This window comes from Paraburkholderia acidisoli, from assembly GCF_009789675.1.
GTDB lineage: Bacteria > Pseudomonadota > Gammaproteobacteria > Burkholderiales > Burkholderiaceae > Paraburkholderia > Paraburkholderia acidisoli.
Genome location: NZ_CP046913.1, coordinates 825,279 through 847,063, shown reverse-complemented (window position 1 = coordinate 847,063; position 21,785 = coordinate 825,279). Strand labels below are relative to the sequence as shown.

17 protein-coding genes are annotated in these 21,785 nt (G+C 67.2%); 5 read left to right on the top strand and 12 right to left on the bottom strand.

Features of this window, described 5'->3' with window-relative positions:
• Window positions 1–111: 111 nt before the first annotated feature.
• A complete protein-coding gene (locus FAZ98_RS03630; RefSeq protein ID WP_158948863.1) occupies window positions 112–1,431 on the top strand; it encodes an MFS transporter in 1,320 nt (439 codons plus the stop codon).
• A 122-nt stretch (window positions 1,432–1,553) separates the two neighbouring features.
• Here FAZ98_RS03630 and FAZ98_RS03625 read toward each other — a convergent pair whose 3' ends face one another.
• From FAZ98_RS03625 to hemC, 3 genes are read right to left on the bottom strand one after another with little or no spacing between them, the layout of a single operon-like run.
• Window positions 1,554–2,753, bottom strand: a complete 1,200-nt coding sequence (locus tag FAZ98_RS03625; RefSeq protein WP_158948861.1) for a heme biosynthesis protein HemY — start codon at window positions 2,751–2,753, stop codon at window positions 1,554–1,556.
• Between the two features lie 3 nt (window positions 2,754–2,756).
• Entirely contained in the window at window positions 2,757–4,961 is a 2,205-nt protein-coding gene (hemDX, locus tag FAZ98_RS03620) for a fused uroporphyrinogen-III synthase HemD/membrane protein HemX (RefSeq protein WP_158948859.1), read from the bottom strand.
• Window positions 4,958–6,028 (bottom strand): hydroxymethylbilane synthase, encoded by a 1,071-nt coding sequence (hemC, locus tag FAZ98_RS03615; RefSeq protein ID WP_158948857.1) that lies wholly within the window; start codon window positions 6,026–6,028, stop codon window positions 4,958–4,960. Before hemC ends, hemDX begins: the two co-directional genes overlap by 4 nt.
• 507 nt (window positions 6,029–6,535) lie before the next feature.
• Between hemC and ppc the strand changes: the two genes are divergently transcribed.
• The gene (gene ppc, locus FAZ98_RS03610; protein WP_199272290.1) at window positions 6,536–9,883 is read left to right on the top strand and encodes a phosphoenolpyruvate carboxylase; all 3,348 of its coding nucleotides are present in this window, start codon (window positions 6,536–6,538) and stop codon (window positions 9,881–9,883) included.
• Window positions 9,884–9,980: 97 nt separating this feature from the next.
• Here the strand turns inward: ppc and FAZ98_RS03605 are convergent, their stop codons facing one another.
• From FAZ98_RS03605 to FAZ98_RS03590, 4 genes are all read right to left on the bottom strand, one after another.
• Window positions 9,981–10,451: an Hcp family type VI secretion system effector gene (locus FAZ98_RS03605; RefSeq protein WP_158948855.1), complete on the bottom strand. Its 471-nt coding sequence runs from the start codon at window positions 10,449–10,451 to the stop codon at window positions 9,981–9,983.
• Window positions 10,441–10,707 (bottom strand): hypothetical protein, encoded by a 267-nt coding sequence (locus FAZ98_RS03600; protein WP_158948853.1) that lies wholly within the window; start codon window positions 10,705–10,707, stop codon window positions 10,441–10,443. The genes FAZ98_RS03605 and FAZ98_RS03600 overlap by 11 nt, the downstream gene beginning before the upstream one ends.
• On the bottom strand, window positions 10,704–11,186 hold the full coding sequence (locus FAZ98_RS03595) for a DUF2778 domain-containing protein (RefSeq protein WP_199272289.1): 483 nt from the start codon (window positions 11,184–11,186) through the stop codon (window positions 10,704–10,706). Before FAZ98_RS03595 ends, FAZ98_RS03600 begins: the two co-directional genes overlap by 4 nt.
• A gap of 103 nt (window positions 11,187–11,289) precedes the next feature.
• The gene (locus FAZ98_RS03590) at window positions 11,290–12,054 is read right to left on the bottom strand and encodes a class I SAM-dependent methyltransferase (protein WP_158948849.1); all 765 of its coding nucleotides are present in this window, start codon (window positions 12,052–12,054) and stop codon (window positions 11,290–11,292) included.
• A 154-nt stretch (window positions 12,055–12,208) separates the two neighbouring features.
• Between FAZ98_RS03590 and FAZ98_RS03585 the strand changes: the two genes are divergently transcribed.
• From FAZ98_RS03585 to FAZ98_RS03575, 3 genes are all read left to right on the top strand, one after another.
• Window positions 12,209–13,021 carry a helix-turn-helix transcriptional regulator gene (locus tag FAZ98_RS03585; RefSeq protein WP_158948847.1) on the top strand — a complete coding sequence of 271 codons (813 nt, stop codon included), beginning with the start codon at window positions 12,209–12,211 and terminating at the stop codon, window positions 13,019–13,021.
• Between the two features lie 139 nt (window positions 13,022–13,160).
• Window positions 13,161–14,567 (top strand): argininosuccinate lyase, encoded by a 1,407-nt coding sequence (argH, locus tag FAZ98_RS03580; protein WP_158948845.1) that lies wholly within the window; start codon window positions 13,161–13,163, stop codon window positions 14,565–14,567.
• Window positions 14,568–14,928: 361 nt separating this feature from the next.
• Complete coding sequence (locus FAZ98_RS03575) at window positions 14,929–15,897, top strand: bestrophin family protein (RefSeq protein WP_158948843.1); 969 nt, start codon at window positions 14,929–14,931, stop codon at window positions 15,895–15,897.
• Between the two features lie 94 nt (window positions 15,898–15,991).
• Here the strand turns inward: FAZ98_RS03575 and FAZ98_RS03570 are convergent, their stop codons facing one another.
• The 5 genes from FAZ98_RS03570 to apbC form a co-directional block, all read right to left on the bottom strand.
• Complete coding sequence (locus FAZ98_RS03570) at window positions 15,992–16,708, bottom strand: lysozyme inhibitor LprI family protein (protein ID WP_158948841.1); 717 nt, start codon at window positions 16,706–16,708, stop codon at window positions 15,992–15,994.
• A gap of 17 nt (window positions 16,709–16,725) precedes the next feature.
• A complete protein-coding gene (locus FAZ98_RS03565) occupies window positions 16,726–19,005 on the bottom strand; it encodes an arginine/lysine/ornithine decarboxylase (RefSeq protein ID WP_158948839.1) in 2,280 nt (759 codons plus the stop codon).
• 89 nt (window positions 19,006–19,094) lie between these two features.
• Window positions 19,095–19,664, bottom strand: a complete 570-nt coding sequence (gene dcd / locus FAZ98_RS03560; RefSeq protein WP_158948837.1) for a dCTP deaminase — start codon at window positions 19,662–19,664, stop codon at window positions 19,095–19,097.
• Between the two features lie 141 nt (window positions 19,665–19,805).
• Window positions 19,806–20,372: a superoxide dismutase family protein gene (locus FAZ98_RS03555; RefSeq protein ID WP_158948835.1), complete on the bottom strand. Its 567-nt coding sequence runs from the start codon at window positions 20,370–20,372 to the stop codon at window positions 19,806–19,808.
• Between the two features lie 293 nt (window positions 20,373–20,665).
• Window positions 20,666–21,754, bottom strand: coding sequence for an iron-sulfur cluster carrier protein ApbC (gene apbC / locus FAZ98_RS03550; RefSeq protein WP_158948833.1), 1,089 nt, complete (start codon window positions 21,752–21,754; stop codon window positions 20,666–20,668).
• Window positions 21,755–21,785: the final 31 nt, after the last annotated feature.

The window sequence follows — 21,785 nt, the reverse complement described above, 5'->3', positions numbered from 1 at the left end:
GGTGTTTTCCCCGATCGATACGCGCCGCCGCGGCCGGGCGGCGCGGTTAGAATGAGCGGACTGCTTACGGGCAGCTTCCTGCAAAAAATCAGAAACGATTCAGGAGACACCATGGCCAGTCCAGCGAATCACTTGCCGCAGGCGGGCGCGGGCGCGCCGCCCTCGGCCTTCGAGGAAGCCACGTATCGCAAGGTCGCGTGGCGGCTCATTCCGCTCTTGATGCTCTGCTACGTGGTCGCGTATCTCGACCGCGTGAACGTGGGCTTCGCGAAGCTGCAAATGAGCACGGCGCTCAATCTGTCCGATGCCGTCTACGGCTTCGGCGCGGGCATTTTCTTCGTCGGCTATTTTTTGTTCGAAGTCCCAAGCAATGTGATCCTGCACCGCGTGGGCGCGCGCGTGTGGATCGCGCGCATCATGGTCACGTGGGGCCTGGTGTCCATGCTGACGATGTTCGTCACCACGCCCACCATGTTCTACGTGATGCGCTTTTTGCTCGGCCTGTGCGAGGCGGGCTTCTTCCCCGGCATCATCCTCTATCTCACCTACTGGTATCCGGCGCAGCGGCGCGGCCGCATGACCACCTGGTTCATGACGGCCATCGCGCTCTCGGGCGTGATCGGCGGGCCGGTGTCGGGCTGGATCCTCAAGTCCTTCGACGGCGCGAACGGCTGGCAAGGCTGGCAGTGGCTGTTCCTGCTCGAAGGGCTGCCTTCGGTGATCGTGGGCGTGCTGGTGTTCTTCCGGCTCGACGACCGCATCGGCAACGCGCAATGGCTCACGGCCGAAGAACGCGCGCTGCTCGAACGCAACATCGCCGCCGAGGACGCCACCAAGGAAGACCCGCCGCTCATGACCGTGCTCACGAGCCCGCGCGTGCTGCTGATGAGCCTCACCTACTTCTCGTTCGTGATGGGCCTCTACGGCGTGAGCTTCTGGCTGCCGACCATCATCAAATCCACAGGCGTGAAGGACGCGCTCGCGATCGGCCTGCTTTCCGCCATTCCGTTCGCGGCGGCCGTGGTGGGCATGGTGCTGGTGGCGAAAAGCGCCGACCGCACGCGCGAACGGCGCTGGCATATCGCGATTCCGGCGGCGATCGGCGCCATCGGGCTCGTGCTCTCGGTCACCTGGGCGCACGACACCACGCTGGCCATGACGGCGCTCACCATCGCCACCTTCGGCATTCTCACCACGCTGCCGCTGTTCTGGAGCCTGCCCACCTCGTGGCTCGCGGGCGCGGGCGCGGCGGCCGGCATCGCGCTCATCAACTCCATCGGCAATCTCGCGGGCTTCCTGAGCCCCTATATGGTGGGCTGGCTCAAGCAGGTCACCTCGGCCAACGACTCGGGCATGTACATGCTCGCGGCGTTCATGATTCTGGGCGGTTTGCTCGCGCTCTCCGCGCCCGCGAAGCAGGTGAATCGCTGAGCGCTTCTTGCCGGATCGCCGCCCCAAAAGCAAACGGCCGCTCTTTCGAAGCGGCCGTTTTTTCATGTCGATGCGCGGAGTTGGCGCAATCCACGCGCCATCGACGCATCAGATCACCGGCATCACACCACGTTCATCGCCAGCGCGCTTTCGCGGTAATGCGTGGCGGCTTTCTCGCCGTCGCCGAGCTGCTCGTGCAGACGCGCGAGCGCGCGATGCGAGCGGATCTTGAGCGGTTCGTTGTCGTGCGCCTGCGCCGACTTGACGGCCGCTTCGAGGAACGACTGCGCCTTGCCCCACAGCTGTTGCTTGAGGCACAAACGGCCGAGCGCGAACAGCAGGTCGCCGTCTTCGGGGCGTTCCTTGCGCCACGCTTCCGCCTTCTGGATGAGCGGCAAGGCGTCGGGGCCCGCGGTGTCGGGATAGCGGCGCAGCAGGCGCGCGTCCCAGTTCTGCGCGAGCGCTTCTTCCACGATCTTGCGCGCGTCGGCCTGGCGTTCGAGCGCGACGAGCAGCTCGGCGGCGCAGTCGGCGAGACGCGGCGAATGGCGCTCGACCGGCGAGAGCGTGCCCCACAGTTCGAGCAGCGCGTCGGCGTTGTGACGGCGCTCGCGCAGCAGGTTTTCCGCCGCGAGCTGACGCAGGCGCACGGCCACGGCCGGGTGCAGCGCCTCGCGCTTTTCGAGCGTCTTCACGAGCTTGAGCACTTCGCCCCAGTTCTTGAGCTGCTGCTGCGCGCGCAGCGCGATCTGCTGCGCGTGAATGCGGCGGCCGCCTTGCGTGCGCATTTCGGTGAGCGCGGCGAGCGCGCCGTCGGCGTCGCGGCCGTCGGCGCGCATGTCGGCGGTCGCCATCAAGCGCGCTTCCTGCAGGTCGGCGTCATCCACCTGCGCGAGCCATTCGTCGCGGCGCGCATATTCATGCAGACGATGCGCGGCGTTCGCGGCGATCAGGCCGGCGGCGCCCTGATTTTTCTCGTCGGCGAGCGAATCGCGCGCGGCTTTTTCAGCGCGCGAGAAGCGGCCCGCATAGAGATTGCCCACGGCGTCGCGCAGCGCCGAGTTGGCCTTTTCCGTGCGCATGCGCGCGCGATAGGCGGCCACACGGCGCGGCATCGTCACGATATTGCGCACGAAACGCAGGATCGCGTAGAGCAGCAAAAACGCCACGACGATCCCCACCACGAACAGGTTCAGCGAAACGTCCACGCGATACGGCGGATAGACGAGCAGCACCTGCCCCGCGTCGAAGCGGCCGACCGTCGCGAGCGCGACGGCAATCACGAAGAGGAGCGCGAGCCAGAGAAGTCCACGGATCGCCATGTCTTACCCCCGGCTCCGGAATTGCTGGATCGCCTGCAGGCTCGTGTCGAGCGTGGGCAGCGCGACGGCAGCGGAGCCGGCGTCGACTTCCTTGAGCAGTTCGCGCACGGTCTGCACGTTCTTCGAGTTGGCGTCGAAGTAGCGCGCGAGCGTGGCGTCGGCGGTGGCGAGATCGGACTTGAGCGTGGCTTCGTTGCGCGAGAGCAGCGAGAGGCGCGCGGAAAGCAGGCGCAGCTTCAGGTTCTCGCGCACGAAGTAGCCCTGGTCGGGCGAGACGAGCATGGCGTCGGCGTTGTCGATGCGGCGCACCTGCACGAGGCTCGCGACCTGCTGGCCCACGCCCGCGACGAAGGTGTTCAGCCACGCTTTCCACTTCGGCTCGTTGGCGGCGGCGGCCGTCTTGCCGATGTCGGCGGGCTGCGGCGCTTCGGGCTTCGTGTGCGCGACGATGGCCTCGCCGGCAAGCGGCAGCGCGTCGATCTGGCCGAGCGCGGTGTCGAGCTTGATGGCCATGCCCGAGAGGTCGGTGGACGGCGCGGCCTTGAGCTTGTCGATGTCCTGCGCGATGGCCTTGCGCACGGCCAGCGCCTGCGGCGCGCTCGAGGCGGCGAGACGCGTGTCGGCGCTTTGCAGCGCGAACAGCGCGAGCTGCGTGTTGCCCGTGAGTTGCAGTTGCTCGCTCGCGCTGGACAGCATCTGGCCGACTTCGGCGAGCGACCAGTCGTCGCGATTCTTGGCGAGATCGGCGTACTGCTGCGAGAGCGCCTGCTGCGAGGTCTGCGCGTCGGCGATCTTGCCTTCGAGTTGCGCCATCTGCTTGTCGAGCTGCTGCGCGCCCTGGGCGGCCTGATCGGCACGCGCGCGCAACGCGGCGGTCTGCTGATCCGCCGCCTGCTGGCGCTGCACCAGTTGCGTGTCGAGCCGGTCGAGCTTGCGGTTGATCACGTAGCCGCCCGCGCCCGCGCCGGCCGCGACCAGCACCACGACGAGCCACAAGAGCGCCGTGCCCGCGCCGCCGCGGCGCGCGCCGGTGTTGTTCGGCGTGAGATTGCCGGTGCCGCCCGACGACGCGTATGTGGGCCGCGACGCCGCGCTGGCGCTCGCGCCGCTGCTGGCGTTACCGGCCGTGCCGGCCGAAGCGGCCGCGCTGCCGCCGCTGTTTTCCGGGGCGGCCGTGACGGCGCCTGAACGGGTCGTGCTGCTGGAATTGTTCGAATCAGTCATGCGAGAGTGAACCGGCGTTGCGGCCGGAGTGTTCTGAACCGGTTGAACAACGGGATCTGCGGCGGGACGGACCTGCGAGGAAACGAGACCCAGCAGCGTCTCGACGATGCGTTCGTCGCCCGCGCCGGACACCGTCATCCTATCAAAACCCATTGAGCGCGCCGTCTCGGCGATCCGCGGATGCGGCGCCACGAGCGGCGCGTGATGCAGCTCGACGACTTCGCCCGCCGTGAGATGCTCGCGCGCCAACTCGTCGAGATTGCGCACGCCTTCGGAACTGGTGACGAGCCACGCGTGCGGCGCGCCCTCGAGCAGCGCATGCACGCGCGTCCACGCGGCGATGGGCGGCTCCGGCACGACGCGCCGGTAGGCCGCGACGGTGTCGATTTCGGCGCCCGCTTCGCGCAGACGCTCGGCGAGCCATTCGCGCCCGCCGTCGCCGCGCACGATCAGCACGCGCTGGTCGGCGAAGCCGTTCGCGCCAAAGTGCGCTTCGAGCGCCGCGTAGAGCGATTCGGAGTCGAACCGCGCCGGTTCTTCATCGGCGGCGCCGGTCGGGCTGATCACCGTGTGGCCCGGCGTGGCGACGCCGTGGCGCGCGAGCGCGGCCACGCTGGCCGGGCCGACCACGGCCACCGGCAGCGCGGGCGGCCAGATCGACGAGATCGACGTATAGGCGGCGAAAGCGCGGTCCACGGCGTTCGGCGAGACGAACACCACGAACGCATAGCGTTCGAGCGCGTTCAGCGCGGCGCGCAGCGGCGCTTCGTCGGCGACCGGTGCAATGGCGATGAGCGGGAAGTCGAGCGTGGCGACGCCCGCCTGCGCGAGTTGCGCCGCGAGCGCTTCCGACTGACCGGCCGGTCGCGTGATGACGACGGTGAACGGCGCATTCGCGGACGCGCCCTGCGACGCGTCGGCGGGACCGCCCCACTCGTCGGGCTGCGCCTTGCCACCGGCGCGCGGCTGCCAGGGGGGCGTCATTGCAGCGAAGCCGGGTCGCCGCCCGGACGTGGTGCGGCATGGTTTTCGGCCGCTGCGCCGGCCGCGCCCGTGCGACCCGGCGCGACGTTCGGGCCTTCCGTGGCCGCGGCTTCGGCGAGCGCGCGCACGATCTCCAGCGCGCCCTGCGCGATCAGGTCGTCCGCGACGCGGCGGCCGAGCGCCACGGCTTCATCGACAGTCGATGCCGCCGTGACTTCCTGCGCGGCGAGCACGCGGCTCGCGTCGGGCGTGGCGATCGTGCCGCGCAGCGCGAGCTTGCCGTCCTGCCAGTGCGCGTAGGCCGCGAGCGGCACCGTGCAGCTGCCGCCGAGCGCGCGCGAGACCATGCGTTCGGCTTCCACGGCCTTCGCGGTGGCGTCGTCGTGCAGCGGCGCGAGCCATGCGGCGAGATCGGCGCGATCGCTGCGAATCTCGATGCCGAGCGCGCCCTGACCCGCCGCCGGCAGGCTGTCGGCCGGTTCGAGCAGCGCGCGGATGCGTGCGCCCAAACCCAGGCGCTTCAAACCCGCCGCCGCGAGGATGATGGCCGCGTAGTCGCCGCGATCGAGCTTGGACAGACGCGTGTCGAGGTTGCCGCGCAACGGCTTCACGTCGAGGTGCGGATAGCGCGCGCGAATCATCGACTCGCGGCGCAGGCTCGAAGTGCCGACCACCGCGCCCGCGGGCAACGCGGCGAGCGAGTCGTAGTCGTTCGACACGAACGCGTCGCGCGGATCTTCGCGCTCCATGATGGCCGAGAGCGTGAAACCCTCGGGCAATTCCATCGGCACGTCCTTGAGCGAATGCACGGCGAGGTCGGCGCGGCCTTCGGCGAGCGCCTGCTCCAGTTCCTTCACGAACAGCCCCTTGCCGCCGACCTTCGAGAGCGTGCGATCGAGAATTTGATCGCCGCGCGTCGTCATTCCGAGGATTTTCACCTCGCAGGATGGATATAATTTGTGCAGCGCAGCTTGCACATGCTCCGCCTGCCACATCGCAAGGCGGCTTTCCCGCGAAGCGATCACGAGTGTGCGGGGCATGGGCGCGGATAACGTCTCGGAGTTCATGGCAAGGACATCGAATGACGGGATGAAAAGCAGAATCGGATAACAGGCAATGTTAGCACGCGCCCCTTTTACGGCCCTTCCGGGCGTCGGCGGGGAGCGCGTGCGGCGGCAAGGAAGAGACCCGGGGCCGGCGGCGGCCTGGCATCGCGCCAGTTGGCAACGGCATGGTCCGGCTCGGTCCGTATACGTCATATGGATGAGCGTCATACGGACGAGGGGCCAGCGGCGACGTTCGCAGCAGCGACCGATCGCCCGCGTTGACCATGATTCGCCGCTCGCGGCGGCGACTTCCTTAGCAAGACCTGCACCCGGCGCTCCGCTTACGGCGGCACGCGCACGAACCGGGTGGCACGCGCGCACGAGGCGGCAGATCGGCGCGATGTGACACCTTCCGCCCTCTCGCGGTTGCACTGCGCTCAGGCCCGGCTCGCGCCGCGGCCACGCAGTTTCGTGCTGTTTGGCAGTTCCGATCAACATGCCCTCGCGGCTTGCTTTAAGGAAATCACCGTGAAGTCTTCAGGCTCGGCGCGCGCAGAGCGCCGCAACAACGCATCGCAGAACGCTGTTTCGAAGGCCGTCGACAAGACGTCCGCACCGTCCGCGAAACCGGCCAAAAAACCGCAGGCCACGAAGACCACGATAGCCTCGACGATCGAATCGACCGGGTTCGTTGCGCACTCGGGCGCGGACGTCGCCGCGAGCGGGCTGCTGGGCACGGCGCCGGTGGCCGCCGCCGATGCCGGGGCGAAGCCCGCGAAGGCCGCGAAGGTGGGCAACCCGGCCAAGGCGGCAAAGCCGTCCAAGGCCGAAAAGACGGAAAAGGCCGCGAAGTCGGACAAACCCACCAAGGCCGATAAAGCCGCGAAGCCCGCCAAACTCGAGAAAGCCGACAAGGCCGGCAAGCCCGTGAAAGCGCAGAAAGCCGCCAAGGCCGCGAAGGCCGGGCAAGCCGCCGCCGTCGACGAGACACCGCACACCGAAACGGCCGCGAAGCCGGTTAAAACCGCCAAGGCCACCCGGCCCGCGAAAGCCGCCGCCCGCGACGACAAGGATCAGCCGCTCTTCGAAGACATCCGCTATCTCGGCCGGCTGCTCGGCGACGTGGTGCGCGAGCAGGAAGGCGACGCCGTGTTCGAGGTGGTCGAGACCATCCGCCAGACGGCCGTGCGCTTTCGCCGCGAAGACGACAACGCCGCCGCGCTCGCGCTGGAGAAGCAGTTGCGCGCGCTCTCGCCCGAGCAGACCGTGAGCGTCGTGCGCGCGTTCAGCTACTTCTCGCATCTCGCGAACATCGCCGAAGACCGCCATCGCAACCGCCGCCGCCGCATCCACGATCTGGCCGGCTCGGCGCCGCAGGCGGGCACCATCGCGCATTCGCTCGAACGCCTCGCGCAAGCGGGCGCGGCCGCGACGCCCGTGCTGCAGCAGTTCTTCAACGACGCGCTGATCGTGCCCGTGCTCACCGCGCACCCGACCGAAGTGCAGCGCAAGAGCACGCTCGACTCGCAGCACGACGTGGCGCGCCTGCTCGCCGAACGCGACCAGCCGCTCACGCATCGCGAGCTGGAGCACAACGAAGCGCTGCTGCGCGCGCGCGTGACCTCGCTCTGGCAAACGCGCATGCTGCGCGACGCGCGCCTCACCGTGGGCGATGAAATCGAAAACGCGCTGTCGTACTATCACACGACCTTCCTGAGCGAGATTCCCGCGCTTTACGGCGAGATCGAAACCTCGCTGAAGGAGCACGGCATTTCGGCGCGCCTGCCCGCGTTCTTCCAGATGGGCAGCTGGATCGGCGGCGACCGCGACGGCAATCCGAACGTGACCGCCGCGACGCTCGAAGAAGCCAGCGAGCGCCAGGCGCAGGTGATTCTTCAGCATTATCTCGATCAGGTGCACCGTCTGGGCGCGGAGCTTTCCGTGTCGAACCTGCTCGCGGGCGCGAGCGACGAACTCAAGGCGCTCGCCGAAGCGTCGCCCGATCAATCGCCGCATCGCGTGGACGAGCCGTACCGGCGCGCCTTGATCGGCGTGTACACGCGGCTCGCCGCGAGCGCGCGCGTGCGGCTGGGCGAAGGCGTGGTCGCCGTGCGCAGCGCGGGCCGCAACGCCGCGCCCGTGCGCGCCCAGCCTTATGCCGATGCGGGCGAGTTCTCGCGCGATCTGCATGTCCTGCTCGATTCGCTCGGCGCGCATCACGGCGCCTCGCTGGCCACGCCGCGCCTCGCGCCGCTGTTGCGCGCGGTGGAAGTGTTCGGCTTCCATCTCGCGAGCATCGACTTGCGCCAAAGCTCGGACATTCACGAAGCCGTGATCGGCGAACTCCTTGCTCGCGCGGGCGTGCACGCCGACTACGCCGCGCTCTCCGAGGAAGCGAAGCAAAGCGTGCTGCTCGCGCAACTCGCCGATCCGCGCGCGCTGCGCTCGCCGTATCTCGACTACTCCGCGCTCGTGCAGAGCGAGCTGGGCGTGCTGGAGATGGCGCGCGTGACGCGTGAGAAGTTTGGCGCGCGCGCGGTGCGCAACTACATCATCTCGCACACGGAAACCGTGTCCGATCTGCTCGAAGTGATGCTGCTGCAGAAGGAAACGGGCTTGCTCGCGGGCCGCCTCGGTCCCGCCGACGATCCCGCGCAAGCCGCGCTCATGGTGATCCCGCTGTTCGAGACGATTCCCGACTTGCGCAACGCGCCGCACATCATGCGCGACCTGCTCGCGCTGCCGGGCATCGACAGCATCGTCGAGCATCAGGGCAACGAGCAGGAAATCATGCTCGGCTACTCGGACAGCAACAAGGACGGCGGCTTCCTCACGTCGAACTGGGAGCTGTATCGCGCGGAACTCGCGCTGGTCGCGCTGCATCGCGAACGCGGCATCACGCTGCGCCTCTTCCACGGCCGCGGCGGCACGGTCGGCCGCGGCGGCGGTCCGACCTACAACGCGATCCTGTCGCAGCCGCCGGGCACCGTCGACGGTCAGATCCGCCTGACCGAGCAAGGCGAGGTGATCGCCAGCAAGTTCGGCAATCCCGAGATCGGCCGGCGCAATCTGGAAACCGTGATCGCGGCGACGCTCGAAGCCACGCTGCTGCCGATGGGCCAGGCCGCGGGCAACGTGCCCGCCGAACTGCCGGAGTTCGAAGCGGCGATGCAAACGCTCTCGGACGGCGCGATGGCCGCGTATCGCTCGCTCGTGTACGAAACGCCGGGCTTCACCGACTACTTCTTCGCCTCGACGCCGATCACGGAAATCGCCGAACTCAACATCGGCAGCCGGCCGGCCTCGCGCAAGCTGCAAGACCCGAAGAACCGCAAGATCGACGACCTGCGCGCGATTCCCTGGGGCTTTTCGTGGGGCCAGTGCCGTCTGCTGCTCACCGGCTGGTACGGCTTCGGCAGCGCCGTGGCGGCGTATCTCGACGAAGCGGGCAGCGACGCCGAGCGCACGCGCCGTCTCGCGATGTTCCGCAAGATGTACAAGACCTGGCCGTTCTTCTCGAACCTGCTCTCGAACATGGACATGACGCTCGCGAAGACGGACCTCGCGGTGGCGTCGCGCTATGCGCAACTGGTGGCCGACAAGAAGCTGCGCAAGCATGTGTTCGAACGCATCGTGGCCGAGTGGGAGCGCACGACGCGCGTGCTCGACGAGATTACCGGTTCGAACGGCCGTCTCGCCGACAACCCGCTCCTCGCGCGTTCGATCAAGAACCGCTTCCCGTATCTCGATCCGCTCAATCACTTGCAGGTGGAACTGATCAAGCGGTATCGCGCGGGCGACCCGAGTCCGCGTGTGCGGCGCGGGATTCATCTGACGATCAACGGGATCGCGGCGGGGTTGCGCAATACGGGGTGAGGGTTTTGATGCACTGTTGACGCGTTTGCGTTGACGAAAACGGCGTCGTGTCTTCGGACACCGACGCCGTTTTTTATTTCGCTATTTTGTTCGAAAGCTAAGCGTTCACGCTGAAATTCGCCTTGATGTCGAAGGTGCCAGTGACGACGCCTTTGCTGCCGCCGAGTGCATTCTGCACGATGTACTCCTGCTTCACCTTCGCAAACGAGAGCCGGACCTGTTCATAGCTCGCCGACATTTCGACCGATGTCACGATCACATCGGACATCGTGATGCGCAGGAAATCGAGCGGCACGCCACCTGCCTTGCGCATCGTGAGCACGGCTTGTGAAACGTGCTTGCCGGTCAGGCAATACGACATCAGATTCGGGCTGGCGCGGTCCACCTCGTGAAAGAACACGAGGTCCTCGACCGTTGCCTTGGCCGCGCCGCCGCCGGCTCCGGACATCATTGCAGCGCGTTGCGACATTTTCCAGTTCCAGTTCACGACCTGAATTTCGCCGGGATGCGCGGCGTCCTCGGATTCGCCGGTGATGCCGTCGATTTTGATGAAGACGTCATTGGACATGGAGAGGCTTCCTTCGGTGGCGTTTCAAAAGCGCATTGGCAAGCGCAACCATCGCCAGTGCGAGGAGCAACGAAACCAGCAATACGGAATCGACGAGCGCATCGCCCGGTTCGCCGTCGCGGTCAAGTCCGACCCAGAACGCGGCGCGCGCAACGGCAGTCGCAACAGGCTCGATAAAAATCAATCGTCCGACCGGATACACCAGCGCAAGGAACAGCAGGATCGATGCGGCAGCGTTCACGAAGGCCTTTCTCATTGGACTTCCACGGTGCCGTAGGCAAACCCTTTCCCGCCTGGCAGCGCGATCGTCGGCGCGTGCAGCAGGCGTTTTCTCAGGCGATCGAAAGCAGCGGGATCGGCGAGTGTGATACAGCCTTCACTCACATTCGCGCGGCCATGCGGATGAAGCCGAAAGTGGCCGCGACCGACCCCGTTGACGAAGGTCCAGTCGTCGATCTCGCCATCGTCGCGATACAGCGCAAACCATTGCTCGCGATCGGTGTCGTTGACGAGATCCATGAGGCGATCGCGGATGTGCGTGAAAAGGCCGCCCGAGCCGCGATCGACGATGAAATAGCGGCCCGGCGGCAACGGCCCCGCATTGGGAATCGCCACGGCGGCGGGATCGTTTCGCAACCGATCCCTGCCTGAGAAAGCCGCGAAATCGCCCACTCCTTCGCAATACAAAACGGACATGGGCCGATGATTGAGACGAAATGTGCACTGAACAGGCATATCGATCGGGGGGGGATTCGATTGAAGCCTGTATCAGTACCACGCGCCCCATTCCTCCGGGTTGCGGCACGTCAATCTCATCGACGCCCGCGCGGGTAAGCCCTCACCCCCGCCGCGTCCCCTCCAGCATCAGCGCGTCCAGCTTGAAAGACAAATCGCTTTGCACGTCGAAGTATTGGCGCACTTCGTCGGGCGCGCGCTCCCACATCGAGCGGATCGCCGTCACGCGTTCGGGCGGCGTGCGCATGCGCGCGACCCACGAGTCGAAGTCCAGCGTGATGCGCCAGCGTTCGCTCACCTTCGCGTCGATACCCGCGGCGTCGAGCATCGCGAGCCATTCGTCGGCGCGATAGTCGCGAATATGCGAGGCGTCGCGCAACAGTTCGATCGCCTGAATATGCGTGTCGTAGAGCGGATCGTCGATGCCCGCGATATCGATGAACTTGATGCGGCCGCCCGGCTTGAGCACGCGCTGCACCTCGGCGAGCGCGCGCGGCACGTCGCGCCAGTGATGCGCGCTCATGCGGGTCACGACCCAGTTGAAGCTCGCGTCGGCGAACGGCAAGGTTTCGGCGGCGCCCTGCTGCGTGCGCACCGTCGCGAGCCCGCGCTCCTTCGCGGCGGCCTCGACCGTGGCGAGCATCTGCGGGGCGATGTCGTAGGCGACCACTTCGCGCACGTGCGGCGCGACGGCAAAGCTCGCGTGGCCCGCGCCGCAACCCATGTCCAGCACCGTCGCATTGCCGCAGGTGGCCGCGAAGGTCGCGGCGAGGTTCTCCAGGTCCGCGCCGCTCGCGTGGACCTGACTCGTGAGATAGGCGGCGGCGGTCGAGCCGAATGCGTCGGCGACCTGATCGTGATGCTTCATCGCGTGCTCCTTGTGCGGCGTTCGTGGGGAAAAGCTTCGTGTTCGTGGCGTTCGACGCGCGGGAACGGCCGCGTCTGCCGCTACAATAGAGGCCCGCTTGTACCAGTACAAGTTAAGCAATTATTCTGGTATCGCCAGCACCAGCCCACGTCCCATGCGCCACGATTCCGCCGATTCCAGCGAGACCACCCTCGACGCCACGCCCGCGCGCGCGCTCGGCGACTTCATCCGCGCGCATCGCGAACGGCTTTCGCCGCAGGAAGTCGGCCTGCCGCCCGGCCCGCGCCGCCGCACGCCGGGGCTGCGCCGCGAGGAAGTCGCGCAGCTGTGCGGCGTGAGCCCGACCTGGTACACGTGGATCGAACAGGGCCGGCCCGTTTCGGCCTCGGCGGACGCGCTCGCGCGCATCGCCGTCGCGCTGCGGCTCTCGCGCGCCGAACGCGCCTACCTGTTCGAACTGGCCGCGCAGCGCGACCCGGCCGAACCCGATCCCACCGCCGCCGACGCGCCCGCCACGCTGCTGCAAACCGTGCAGCTCGTGAACGCGCCCGCCTACGTGCTCGACCGCCAGTGGACCGCGCTCGCCTGGAACGAACCCGCCGCCGATCTCTTCACGGGCTGGCTCGACGGCGATCACGACCGCAATCTGCTGCGCTTCACCTTCACGGAGCCGCTCGGGCGCGAGTTGATCGTCGACTGGGAAACCCGCGCGCGCCGTCTCGCGGCCGAATTTCGCGCCGACTCGATCCGGCACCTGAGCGACGCGCCCACCCGCACGCTGATCGACTCGCTGATCGCCTCGAGCGACGAATTCGCGCGTTTCTGGGCCTCGCAGGACGTCTTCGAGCGCGAAGGCGGCCGCCGCGAGTTCCATCATCCGCGCCACGGCCGCATTGCTTACGACCAGATCACCTTCAAGCCCGCGCATCGCGAGGATCTGAAGCTGGTCGTGCTCGTGCGCCTTTGAGCGCCGGCGGTCCCTCGCCTGACGGGCGACGAGGAGCCGCGCCGGGCGCGGGTGGTAAAATCGTCAACTTTCTTGCCGCGCCGGCCCGCGCCAACGCGCCCGCGCGCGGCCCGCTTTCCATCGCCCACGGCCCATCATCATGACGTCCCAACTGCACAAAAAAGGCGAAGCCTGGTCGGCTCGCTTCTCCGAGCCCATGTCGGAGCTGGTCAAACGCTATACGTCGTCGGTGTTCTTCGACAAGCGTCTCGCGCTCGTCGACATCGAAGGCTCGCTCGCGCACGCGTCGATGCTGGCCGCACAAAAGATCATCTCCGCCGACGACCTCGCCGCCATCCAGGGCGGCATGGCACAGATCCAGGGCGAAATCGAGCGCGGCGAGTTCGAGTGGCAACTCGACCTCGAAGACGTGCACCTGAACATCGAAGCGCGCCTGACCGCGCTGATCGGCGACGCGGGCAAACGCCTGCACACGGGCCGCTCGCGCAACGACCAGGTCGCGACCGACATCCGCCTGTGGTTGCGCGGCGAAATCGACCGCATCGGCGGCCTGCTCGGCGACCTGCGCGGCGCGCTGCTCGACCTCGCGGAACAGCACGCGGGCACCATCATGCCGGGCTTCACGCACCTGCAGGTGGCGCAGCCCGTCACCTTCGGCCATCACCTGCTCGCCTACGTGGAAATGTTCTCGCGCGATGCCGAGCGCATGGCCGACTGCCGCAAGCGCGTGAACCGTCTGCCGCTCGGCGCCGCCGCGCTCGCGGGCACGAGCTACCCGATCGACCGTTTCGCCGTGGCGAAAACGCTGGGCTTCGACGGCATCTGCGCGAACTCGCTCGACGCCGTCTCCGACCGCGACTTCGCGATCGAATTCACGGCCGCCGCCGCGCTCGTGATGACGCACGTCTCGCGCTTCTCGGAAGAACTCGTGCTGTGGGTCAGCCCGCGCGTGGGCTTTATCGACATCGCCGACCGCTTCTGCACCGGCTCGTCGATCATGCCGCAGAAGAAGAACCCCGACGTGCCCGAACTCGCGCGCGGCAAGACCGGCCGCGTGAACGGCCATCTGATGGGCCTGCTCACGCTCATGAAGGGCCAGCCGCTCGCGTACAACAAGGACAACCAGGAAGACAAGGAGCCGCTGTTCGACACCGTCGATACGGTCGCGGACACGCTGCGCATCTTCGCGGAAATGGTCGCCGGCATCACGGTCAAGGCCGAGGCGATGCGCGCAGCCGCGCTGCAAGGCTTCTCCACCGCCACCGACCTCGCCGACTACCTCGTGAAGAAGGGCCTGCCGTTCCGCGACGCGCACGAAGCCGTGGCGCACGCGGTGCGGATCTGCGTGGACCGCAACTGCGATCTCGCCGACCTCTCGCTCGACGAAATGCGCGCGGAACTGCCGGCGGTCGCGCATCTGCTGGCCGAAGACGTGTTCGCAGTGCTAACGCTCGAAGGTTCGGTGTCGGCGCGTAACCATCCGGGCGGCACCGCGCCCGAGCAGGTTCGTGCAGCCATCGCGGCGGCGCGTGCGGCGCTGAAGTAACGGCACCGGCAGCCGGGCGGCGGCAATTTCGGCATAGCGGGAAGACGCCACCGCCCATCGGCACAAAAAAACAGTGCGATAGAAAGCGCGCGACGTTCCTCACGTCGCGCGCTTTTTCTTTTCGCCGATGCCGTGCGCCGCGCGTGCGGCCCGCGCGGCCTGGGCGGCCTCGGCGCGCCGCGCTGTATCCGCCGCGAAATGCCGCAGCTGTGCGCCCGCCCGACTCGCGCCATCGTCTACGATCTCGCGCGATACTGACGGAATGTCCTGTCGGTGTCCGGCGCCAGGCTGAGTTTGCCGACTCGTCTTGCCGCGCCGCCGCGTTTTTTGCTCACGCCCACGCTCCAGACCGTTCGCCCCGATGATCGTCCGCCCCCATCTCCACTGGTTCCGCATGCTGCTCGCGTGGCGCGGTTCCGTGCTGCCGCAACTGCTGCCGCGCCTCTTTCTCGTGCTGTGCCTCTCGCTCGTGGCCGTGGCCGCGCACGATCACATCTTCCGCGTCACGGTGAGTCTGAGCACCGTGCCGTTCTCGCTGATCGGCATCGCGCTCGCCGTGTTTCTCGGCTTTCGCAACAGCGCGAGCTACGACCGCTACTGGGAAGGCCGCAAGCTCTGGGGCGCGCTGCTCAACGACTCGCGCTCGCTCGCCCGCGAGGCGCTCACGTTGCCGCGCCCGGCTGCCGGTACCGCCGATGCCGCTGCCGATGCCGATGACGGCGACGGGCGCGCCGCGCATGAACGCGCCCGCGCCTTCGTGCAACTGCTGTGCGCACTGCCGCACGCGCTGCGCCATCAACTGCGCAACACCGACCCGCACAGCGATCTCGCCGCGCGCCTGCCCGCCCCAGTGCTCGAACGCGTGATGGCCTCGCGCTACCGCTCCGCCACGCTCATGCTGTGCGCGGGCGAATGGGTGCGGCGCGAGGCGCGCGAAGGCCGTCTCGACGGCTACGGCGTGCTCGCCTTCGAGCGCAATCTAAACGGCATTTCGGACGTGATCGGCGGTTGCGAGCGCATCGTCTCCACGCCGCTGCCGTTCGCCTACACGGTGATGATCCATCGCACCGTGTACTTCTTCTGCGCGTTGCTGCCGTTCGGGCTCGTCGACAGCATCGGCTGGCTCACGCCGATCTTCGCCGTGTTCGTGGCCTACGCGTTCATGGCGCACGAGGCGATCGCCTCGCAGATCGAGGATCCGTTCGGCACCGAGGACAACGACCTTGCGCTCAACGCGATGTCGGTGAGCATCGAAACCGCGCTGCGCGACCTGCTCGGCGAACCGACCTCGCTGCCCGCTCGCGCGCCGGAGCAGTTCATTCTCGACTGACGCCGCTCGAGGGACGCACAAAGCAAAACAGGCGCGAAGTTCGCGCCTGTTTCGTTTCGACATCGACATCGACAGAATTCGCCGCTGCCGAAGCTCAGCGGTTGTTCACCGTTTCGGCGAGCCGCTTCAAGGTGGCGAGCCGCGCGCCGAGCAGATCGAGCCGCGCATGATCGTCGATCAGCGGCGTGGTCGCGTCGCGATACGCGCGCCACGCGCTTTGCGCGCGCGACACCGTGAGGCGCGCGTGCCTGGGCATGCGCGCATACAGCTGGCGATAGTAGCGGTTGAGGTCGTAACTCACGTGCTCGCAACGCGCGTCGGCGCTGCACGCGCGGCCGCGCGGCAGCTTGCCGCCATTGTTGCCGGCGTAGCGGGTGGCCTCGTTGCGCAGCGCGAGCGCGCGGTCGCGCACGGGTTGCAGCCGCATGTCGGCTTCGTAAAGCTGATACTGGCTGCCGCTCGTGGTCGCGAACGCCGCGCCGAGCATGGTGTCCTCGGCGTCGCGCCACGCCACCCACTTCTGCTGGCTCAGGCGCCAGCGCTTTTGCTGCGCCGCCGGCACCTTCGCGAGCAGTTGCGTGAACGCCGCGTCGGCGGCGCTGCGCCACGCCGTGCGCGACTCGTCCATGCACTGGATCTGCCCCGCCGTCGACGACCGGTCGGCGCGCGCGAGACAGGTGCGCATGGCCGTGTCGATGGGGTCCGCCGCCGCGACTTCGGCGCGCGCGGGCGCACCGGCCGCCAGCATCAGCACGGCCGCCGCCGATAGCGCCGCCCTGCTTGCGAACCCGCGCAGACTCCGCACCGTCATACCGGCCGCCCCCACGCTCAGCCGCGCACGCAATCCACGAAATACTCGACGCGGCCGTTGATCATCTCGCCGACGAGTCCGTGGATATCGGTGTGGAAGCCCGGGAAGCGCTCGTTGAATTCGCGCGCGAACTTGAGGTAGTTCACGATCGTCTTGTTGAAGCGCTCGCCCGGAATCAGCAGCGGAATGCCCGGCGGGTACGGCGTGAGCAGGATCGACGTGACACGGCCTTCGAGTTCGTCGATAGGCACGCGGTCGATCTCGCGGTGCGCGAGCTTGGCGAACGCGTCGGACGGCTTCATGGCCGGTTCCATCGTCGACAGATACATCTCGGTCGTGAGACGCGCGATGTCGTTGGCGCGGTAGACGCTGTGGATCTGCTGGCACAGATCGCGCAGGCCCATGCGCTCGTACATCGGGTGCTGCGCGACGAACTCGGGCAGCACGCGCCACAGCGGCTGGTTGTTGTCGTAGTCGTCCTTGAACTGCTGGAGTTCGGTGACCATCGAGTTCCAGCGGCCCTTGGTGATGCCGATCGTGAACATGATGAAGAACGAGTACAGGCCCGTCTTCTCCACGATGATGCCGTGCTCGGCCAGGTACTTCGTGACGATGGCGGCCGGAATGCCCGAGTCGCCGAACTCGCCGTCCACGTCCAGACCCGGCGTGACGATGGTCGCCTTGATCGGGTCCAGCATGTTGAAGTTCTCGGCCAGCGCGCCGAAACCGTGCCAGTGATCGTTCGGGCGCAGCATCCAGTCGTCGCGCGAACCGATGCCTTCCTCGGCCAGCTCGTCCGGGCCCCACACCTGGAAGAACCAGTCTTCGCCGTATTCGGCGTCGACCTTGCGCATGGCGCGGCGGAAGTCGAGCGCTTCGGCGATCGATTCTTCCACGAGCGCGGGGCCGCCCGGCGCTTCCATCATCGCCGCGGCCACGTCGCACGACGCGATGATCGCGTACTGCGGCGAGGTGGACGTGTGCATCAGGTACGCCTCGTTGAAACGATGGCGGTCGAACACGCTGTCTTCGCTGTCCTGCACGACGATCTGCGAGGCCTGCGAAATGCCGGCGAGCAGCTTGTGCGTGGAGTGCGTGGCGAACACGAGCGCCTTGGTGCGCGGCCGGCCCGCGCCGATCGCGTGCATGTCCTGGTAGAACTCGTGGAACTCGGCGTGCGGCAGCCAGGCTTCGTCGAAATGCAGCGTGTCGAGCATGTCGCCGAGCAGGTCCTTGATCATCTCGACGTTGTAGACCACGCCGTCGTAGGTGCTCTGCGTGATCGTGAGAATGCGCGGCTTGAGGTTCGGATTCTTCGCGAGCGCTTCACGGGCGAACGGGTTCGCCTCGATCTTCTTGCGGATGTTCTCCGGCTTGAACTCGTCGCGCGGAATCGGGCCGATGATGCCGAAGTTGTTGCGCGTGGGCGTGAGGAACACGGGAATCGCGCCCGTCATCGTGATCGCGTGCAGGATCGACTTGTGGCAGTTGCGGTCCACCAGCACGATGTCGCCCGGCGCCACGGTGGCGTGCCAGACGATCTTGTTCGACGTGGAGGTGCCGTTGGTCACGAAGAACACGTGGTCCGCGCTGAAAATGCGCGCCGCGTTGCGCTCCGAAGCCGCGACCGGGCCGGTGTGATCGAGCAGCTGGCCGAGTTCTTCCACGGCGTTGCACACGTCCGCGCGCAGCATGTTCTCGCCGAAGAATTGGTGGAACATCTGGCCGAGCGGGTTCTTCAGGAACGCCACGCCGCCCGAGTGGCCGGGGCAGTGCCACGAGTACGAGCCTTCGTCGGCGTATTGCACCAGTTCCTTGAAGAACGGCGGCGCGAGCGCGTCCAGATACACCTTCGCTTCGCGAATCACGTGACGCGCGACGAACTCCGGCGTGTCCTCGAACATGTGGATGAAGCCGTGCAGTTCGCGCAGGATGTCGTTCGGCAAGTGGCGCGAGGTGCGCGTTTCGCCGTACAGGAAGATGGGGATGTCGGCGTTGCGCTTGCGCACCGCTTCCATGAACGCGCGCAGCGCGACGATGGCGGGCGCGTGCTCGGGCGCGTCGCCGTCGGTGCCTTCCACGTAGGGCAGCAGCTCGTCGTCGTCGATCGAGAGAATGAAGCAGGAGGCGCGGCTCGACTGCTGCGCGAACGACGTGAGATCGCCGTAGCTCGTCAGTCCGAGGACTTCCGCGCCCTCTTTCTCAATGGCTTCGGCGAGCGCCCGGATGCCGGAACCCGAGATGTTCTCGGAGCGAAAATCTTCGTCGATGATGACGACGGGAAAGCGAAACTTCATGGGCGAATCTCCAAAAGAAACGACCGCTGCATGTAACGCGCAGCGGTCCCCGTATGTCTTGAATCCAGTGGGTTAAGTGCGCTCGAACGTCAGGTCTTCGGCAAGGTCACGCCGTGCTGACCTTGATACTTGCCGCCGCGATCGGCGTAAGACACTTCGCAAATCTCGTCGCTCTCGAAGAACAACACCTGCGCGACGCCCTCGTTCGCGTAGATTTTCGCAGGCAAAGGTGTCGTATTCGAGAATTCGAGCGTCACGTAGCCTTCCCACTCGGGTTCGAACGGCGTCACGTTGACGATGATCCCGCAGCGCGCGTACGTGGACTTGCCGAGGCAGACGGTCAGCACGTTGCGCGGAATGCGGAAATATTCGACCGTGCGCGCGAGCGCGAACGAGTTGGGCGGGATGATGCAGACGTCGCCCTTGAAGTCGACAAACGACTTCTCGTCGAAGTTCTTCGGATCGACGATCGTCGAGTTGATGTTCGTGAAGATCTTGAATTCGTCGGCGCAGCGAATGTCGTAGCCGTAGCTCGAGGTGCCGTAGCTGACGATCTTGCGGCCGTCTTCCGAGGTGCGGACCTGGTCGCGCACGAACGGCTCGATCATCTTGTGTCCTTCGGCCATGCGCCGGATCCACTTGTCGGATTTGATTGCCATGTGTCGCTGCTAACGAAAAAAACGGGTCGGGAAAGCCGGCGGCAACGCGCCGCCGCTTGCGAAAGGCGCCTATTTTACGCGATTACGCGCGGGGGATCGCAGGTGTGCAAGGAACGCCAGCCACGGCGGCCGTGGAACGCCTCACTGGGCGCGAATCTGCCCGCAGGCGATGGCCGGGCCGGTGCCGCGCTGCGGGTAGGCGTACGGGTCGATGGCGTCGCGATGCACGACCACGGCGCGTTGCAGCACGGAGCGCACGCCGTCGAGCGAGACGTCGGGGGCAACGAGAAAGCCGGTGGCCACGCCGTTGGCGTCCGCGTGAATATTGCCGATGTCGCCTTCCACGCGCGCACCGTGCTTGAGGTGCTCGGCGGCGGGCGCGAACACGGCGCCGGCGCTGGACGCGTCGGTCGCGTAGCAGTCGCCGCGCTCGTGAATCTGCAGGGCGTGATCGCTGTCGGGCGGCAGGCCCGCGAGGTTGTAGCTCACCTGCACGCCGTCAGAGTGCTCGACGAACGACACGGTACCGCGCACCTGGCTGCCCACGGTGGGCTGGAGTTGCGCGCTGGCGCGCTTGTCCTGCTGGCCCATGAAACTCGTGCAGCCCGCGAGCAGCACCAGGCCGGCGAGCGCCAGCGCGCCCGCGCCATGCCCCACCCCGCGCGCGATCTGCCAATTCCCCGCTTGCCTGCCGTGTCCTCTTTCCATGCGATCCTCTTGCCAACCCGTCCCCGCCCGCTGCGGCCGCCGGGCCAGACCCGATGAAGCCCACATGATACCGCGCACGCGGCGCAGGGCGCGGCTATCTGTCCCCAAGCGCATGACGGGCTTCGAGCGGCTCCGGCCGGGATTCGCGGTGGCGTTCACCGTGCCTCAGCGCGTATCGAGACATCGGCACCGCGCGACAGGCGCGAGGAGACTCGCGACGGGACGCAGACCGCATGCCCGCCGCCGGGATGCCCGCTGCGGGCGGCCCCGCGCGCCTGCGCTGCGCAGACGACTCAGGTGTTCTGCACGACGATGGTCGGGAATTTCGACGTCATGTCGCGCGCGCGCTCGGCGATCTGGATCGCCACGCGGCGCGCGACCGCGCGATAAATGTCCGCCACGGGGCTGTCCGGCGCGGCGGCCACGGTGGGCTTGCCCGAGTCGGCCTGCTCGCGAATCGCGATGTCGAGCGGCAGGCTGCCGAGCACTTCCACGCCGTATTCCTTCGCCATGCGCTCGCCGCCGCCCGCGCCGAATACATGCTCGGCATGACCGCAGTGCGAACAGATGTGCACCGCCATGTTCTCGACGATGCCCAGGATCGGAATGCCCACCTTCTCGAACATCTTGAGACCTTTCTTCGCGTCGAGCAGCGCGATGTCCTGCGGCGTCGTGACGATCACGGCGCCCGTGACCGGCACGCGCTGCGAGAGCGTGAGCTGGATGTCGCCCGTGCCCGGCGGCATGTCGACGACGAGGTAGTCCAGCTCGCGCCAGTTGGTCTGGCGCAGCAACTGTTCGAGCGCCGAGGTCGCCATCGGGCCGCGCCACACCATCGGGTTGTCCTGCTCGACCAGAAAGCCGATCGAATTCGCCTGCACGCCGTGGCCTTCGAGCGGATTCATCGACTGGCCGTCGGGCGACTCGGGGCGGCCTTCGATGCCGAGCATCATGGGCAGCGAGGGACCGTAGATGTCGGCGTCCAGAATGCCAACCGAAGCGCCTTCCGCCGCGAGCGCGAGCGCCAGATTCACGGCGGTCGTGCTCTTGCCCACGCCGCCCTTGCCCGACGCCACGGCGACGATATTTTTCACGTTAGGCAAGAGTTTCACGCCGCGTTGCACGGTATGCGCGGCGATCTCGCTCTTCACGTCGACCCGGCTCGCGGCCACGCCCGGCACCGCGGCGAGCGCCGCCTCGACCTGCGCGCGCACGGCGGCGAACTGGCTTTTCGCCGGATAGCCGAGCACGATCTCGACGCCCACCGTCGCGCCGTCGATCGTGACGTTGCGCACGCCCTTGGCCGCCGCGTACGGCCGGCCCGTATTCGGATCCGTCAAGGCCGCGAGCGCGGCATCGACCGTAGACCGATCTATGCTCATTGAGACTCCGTGGGGAGATCCCGGCGGCACG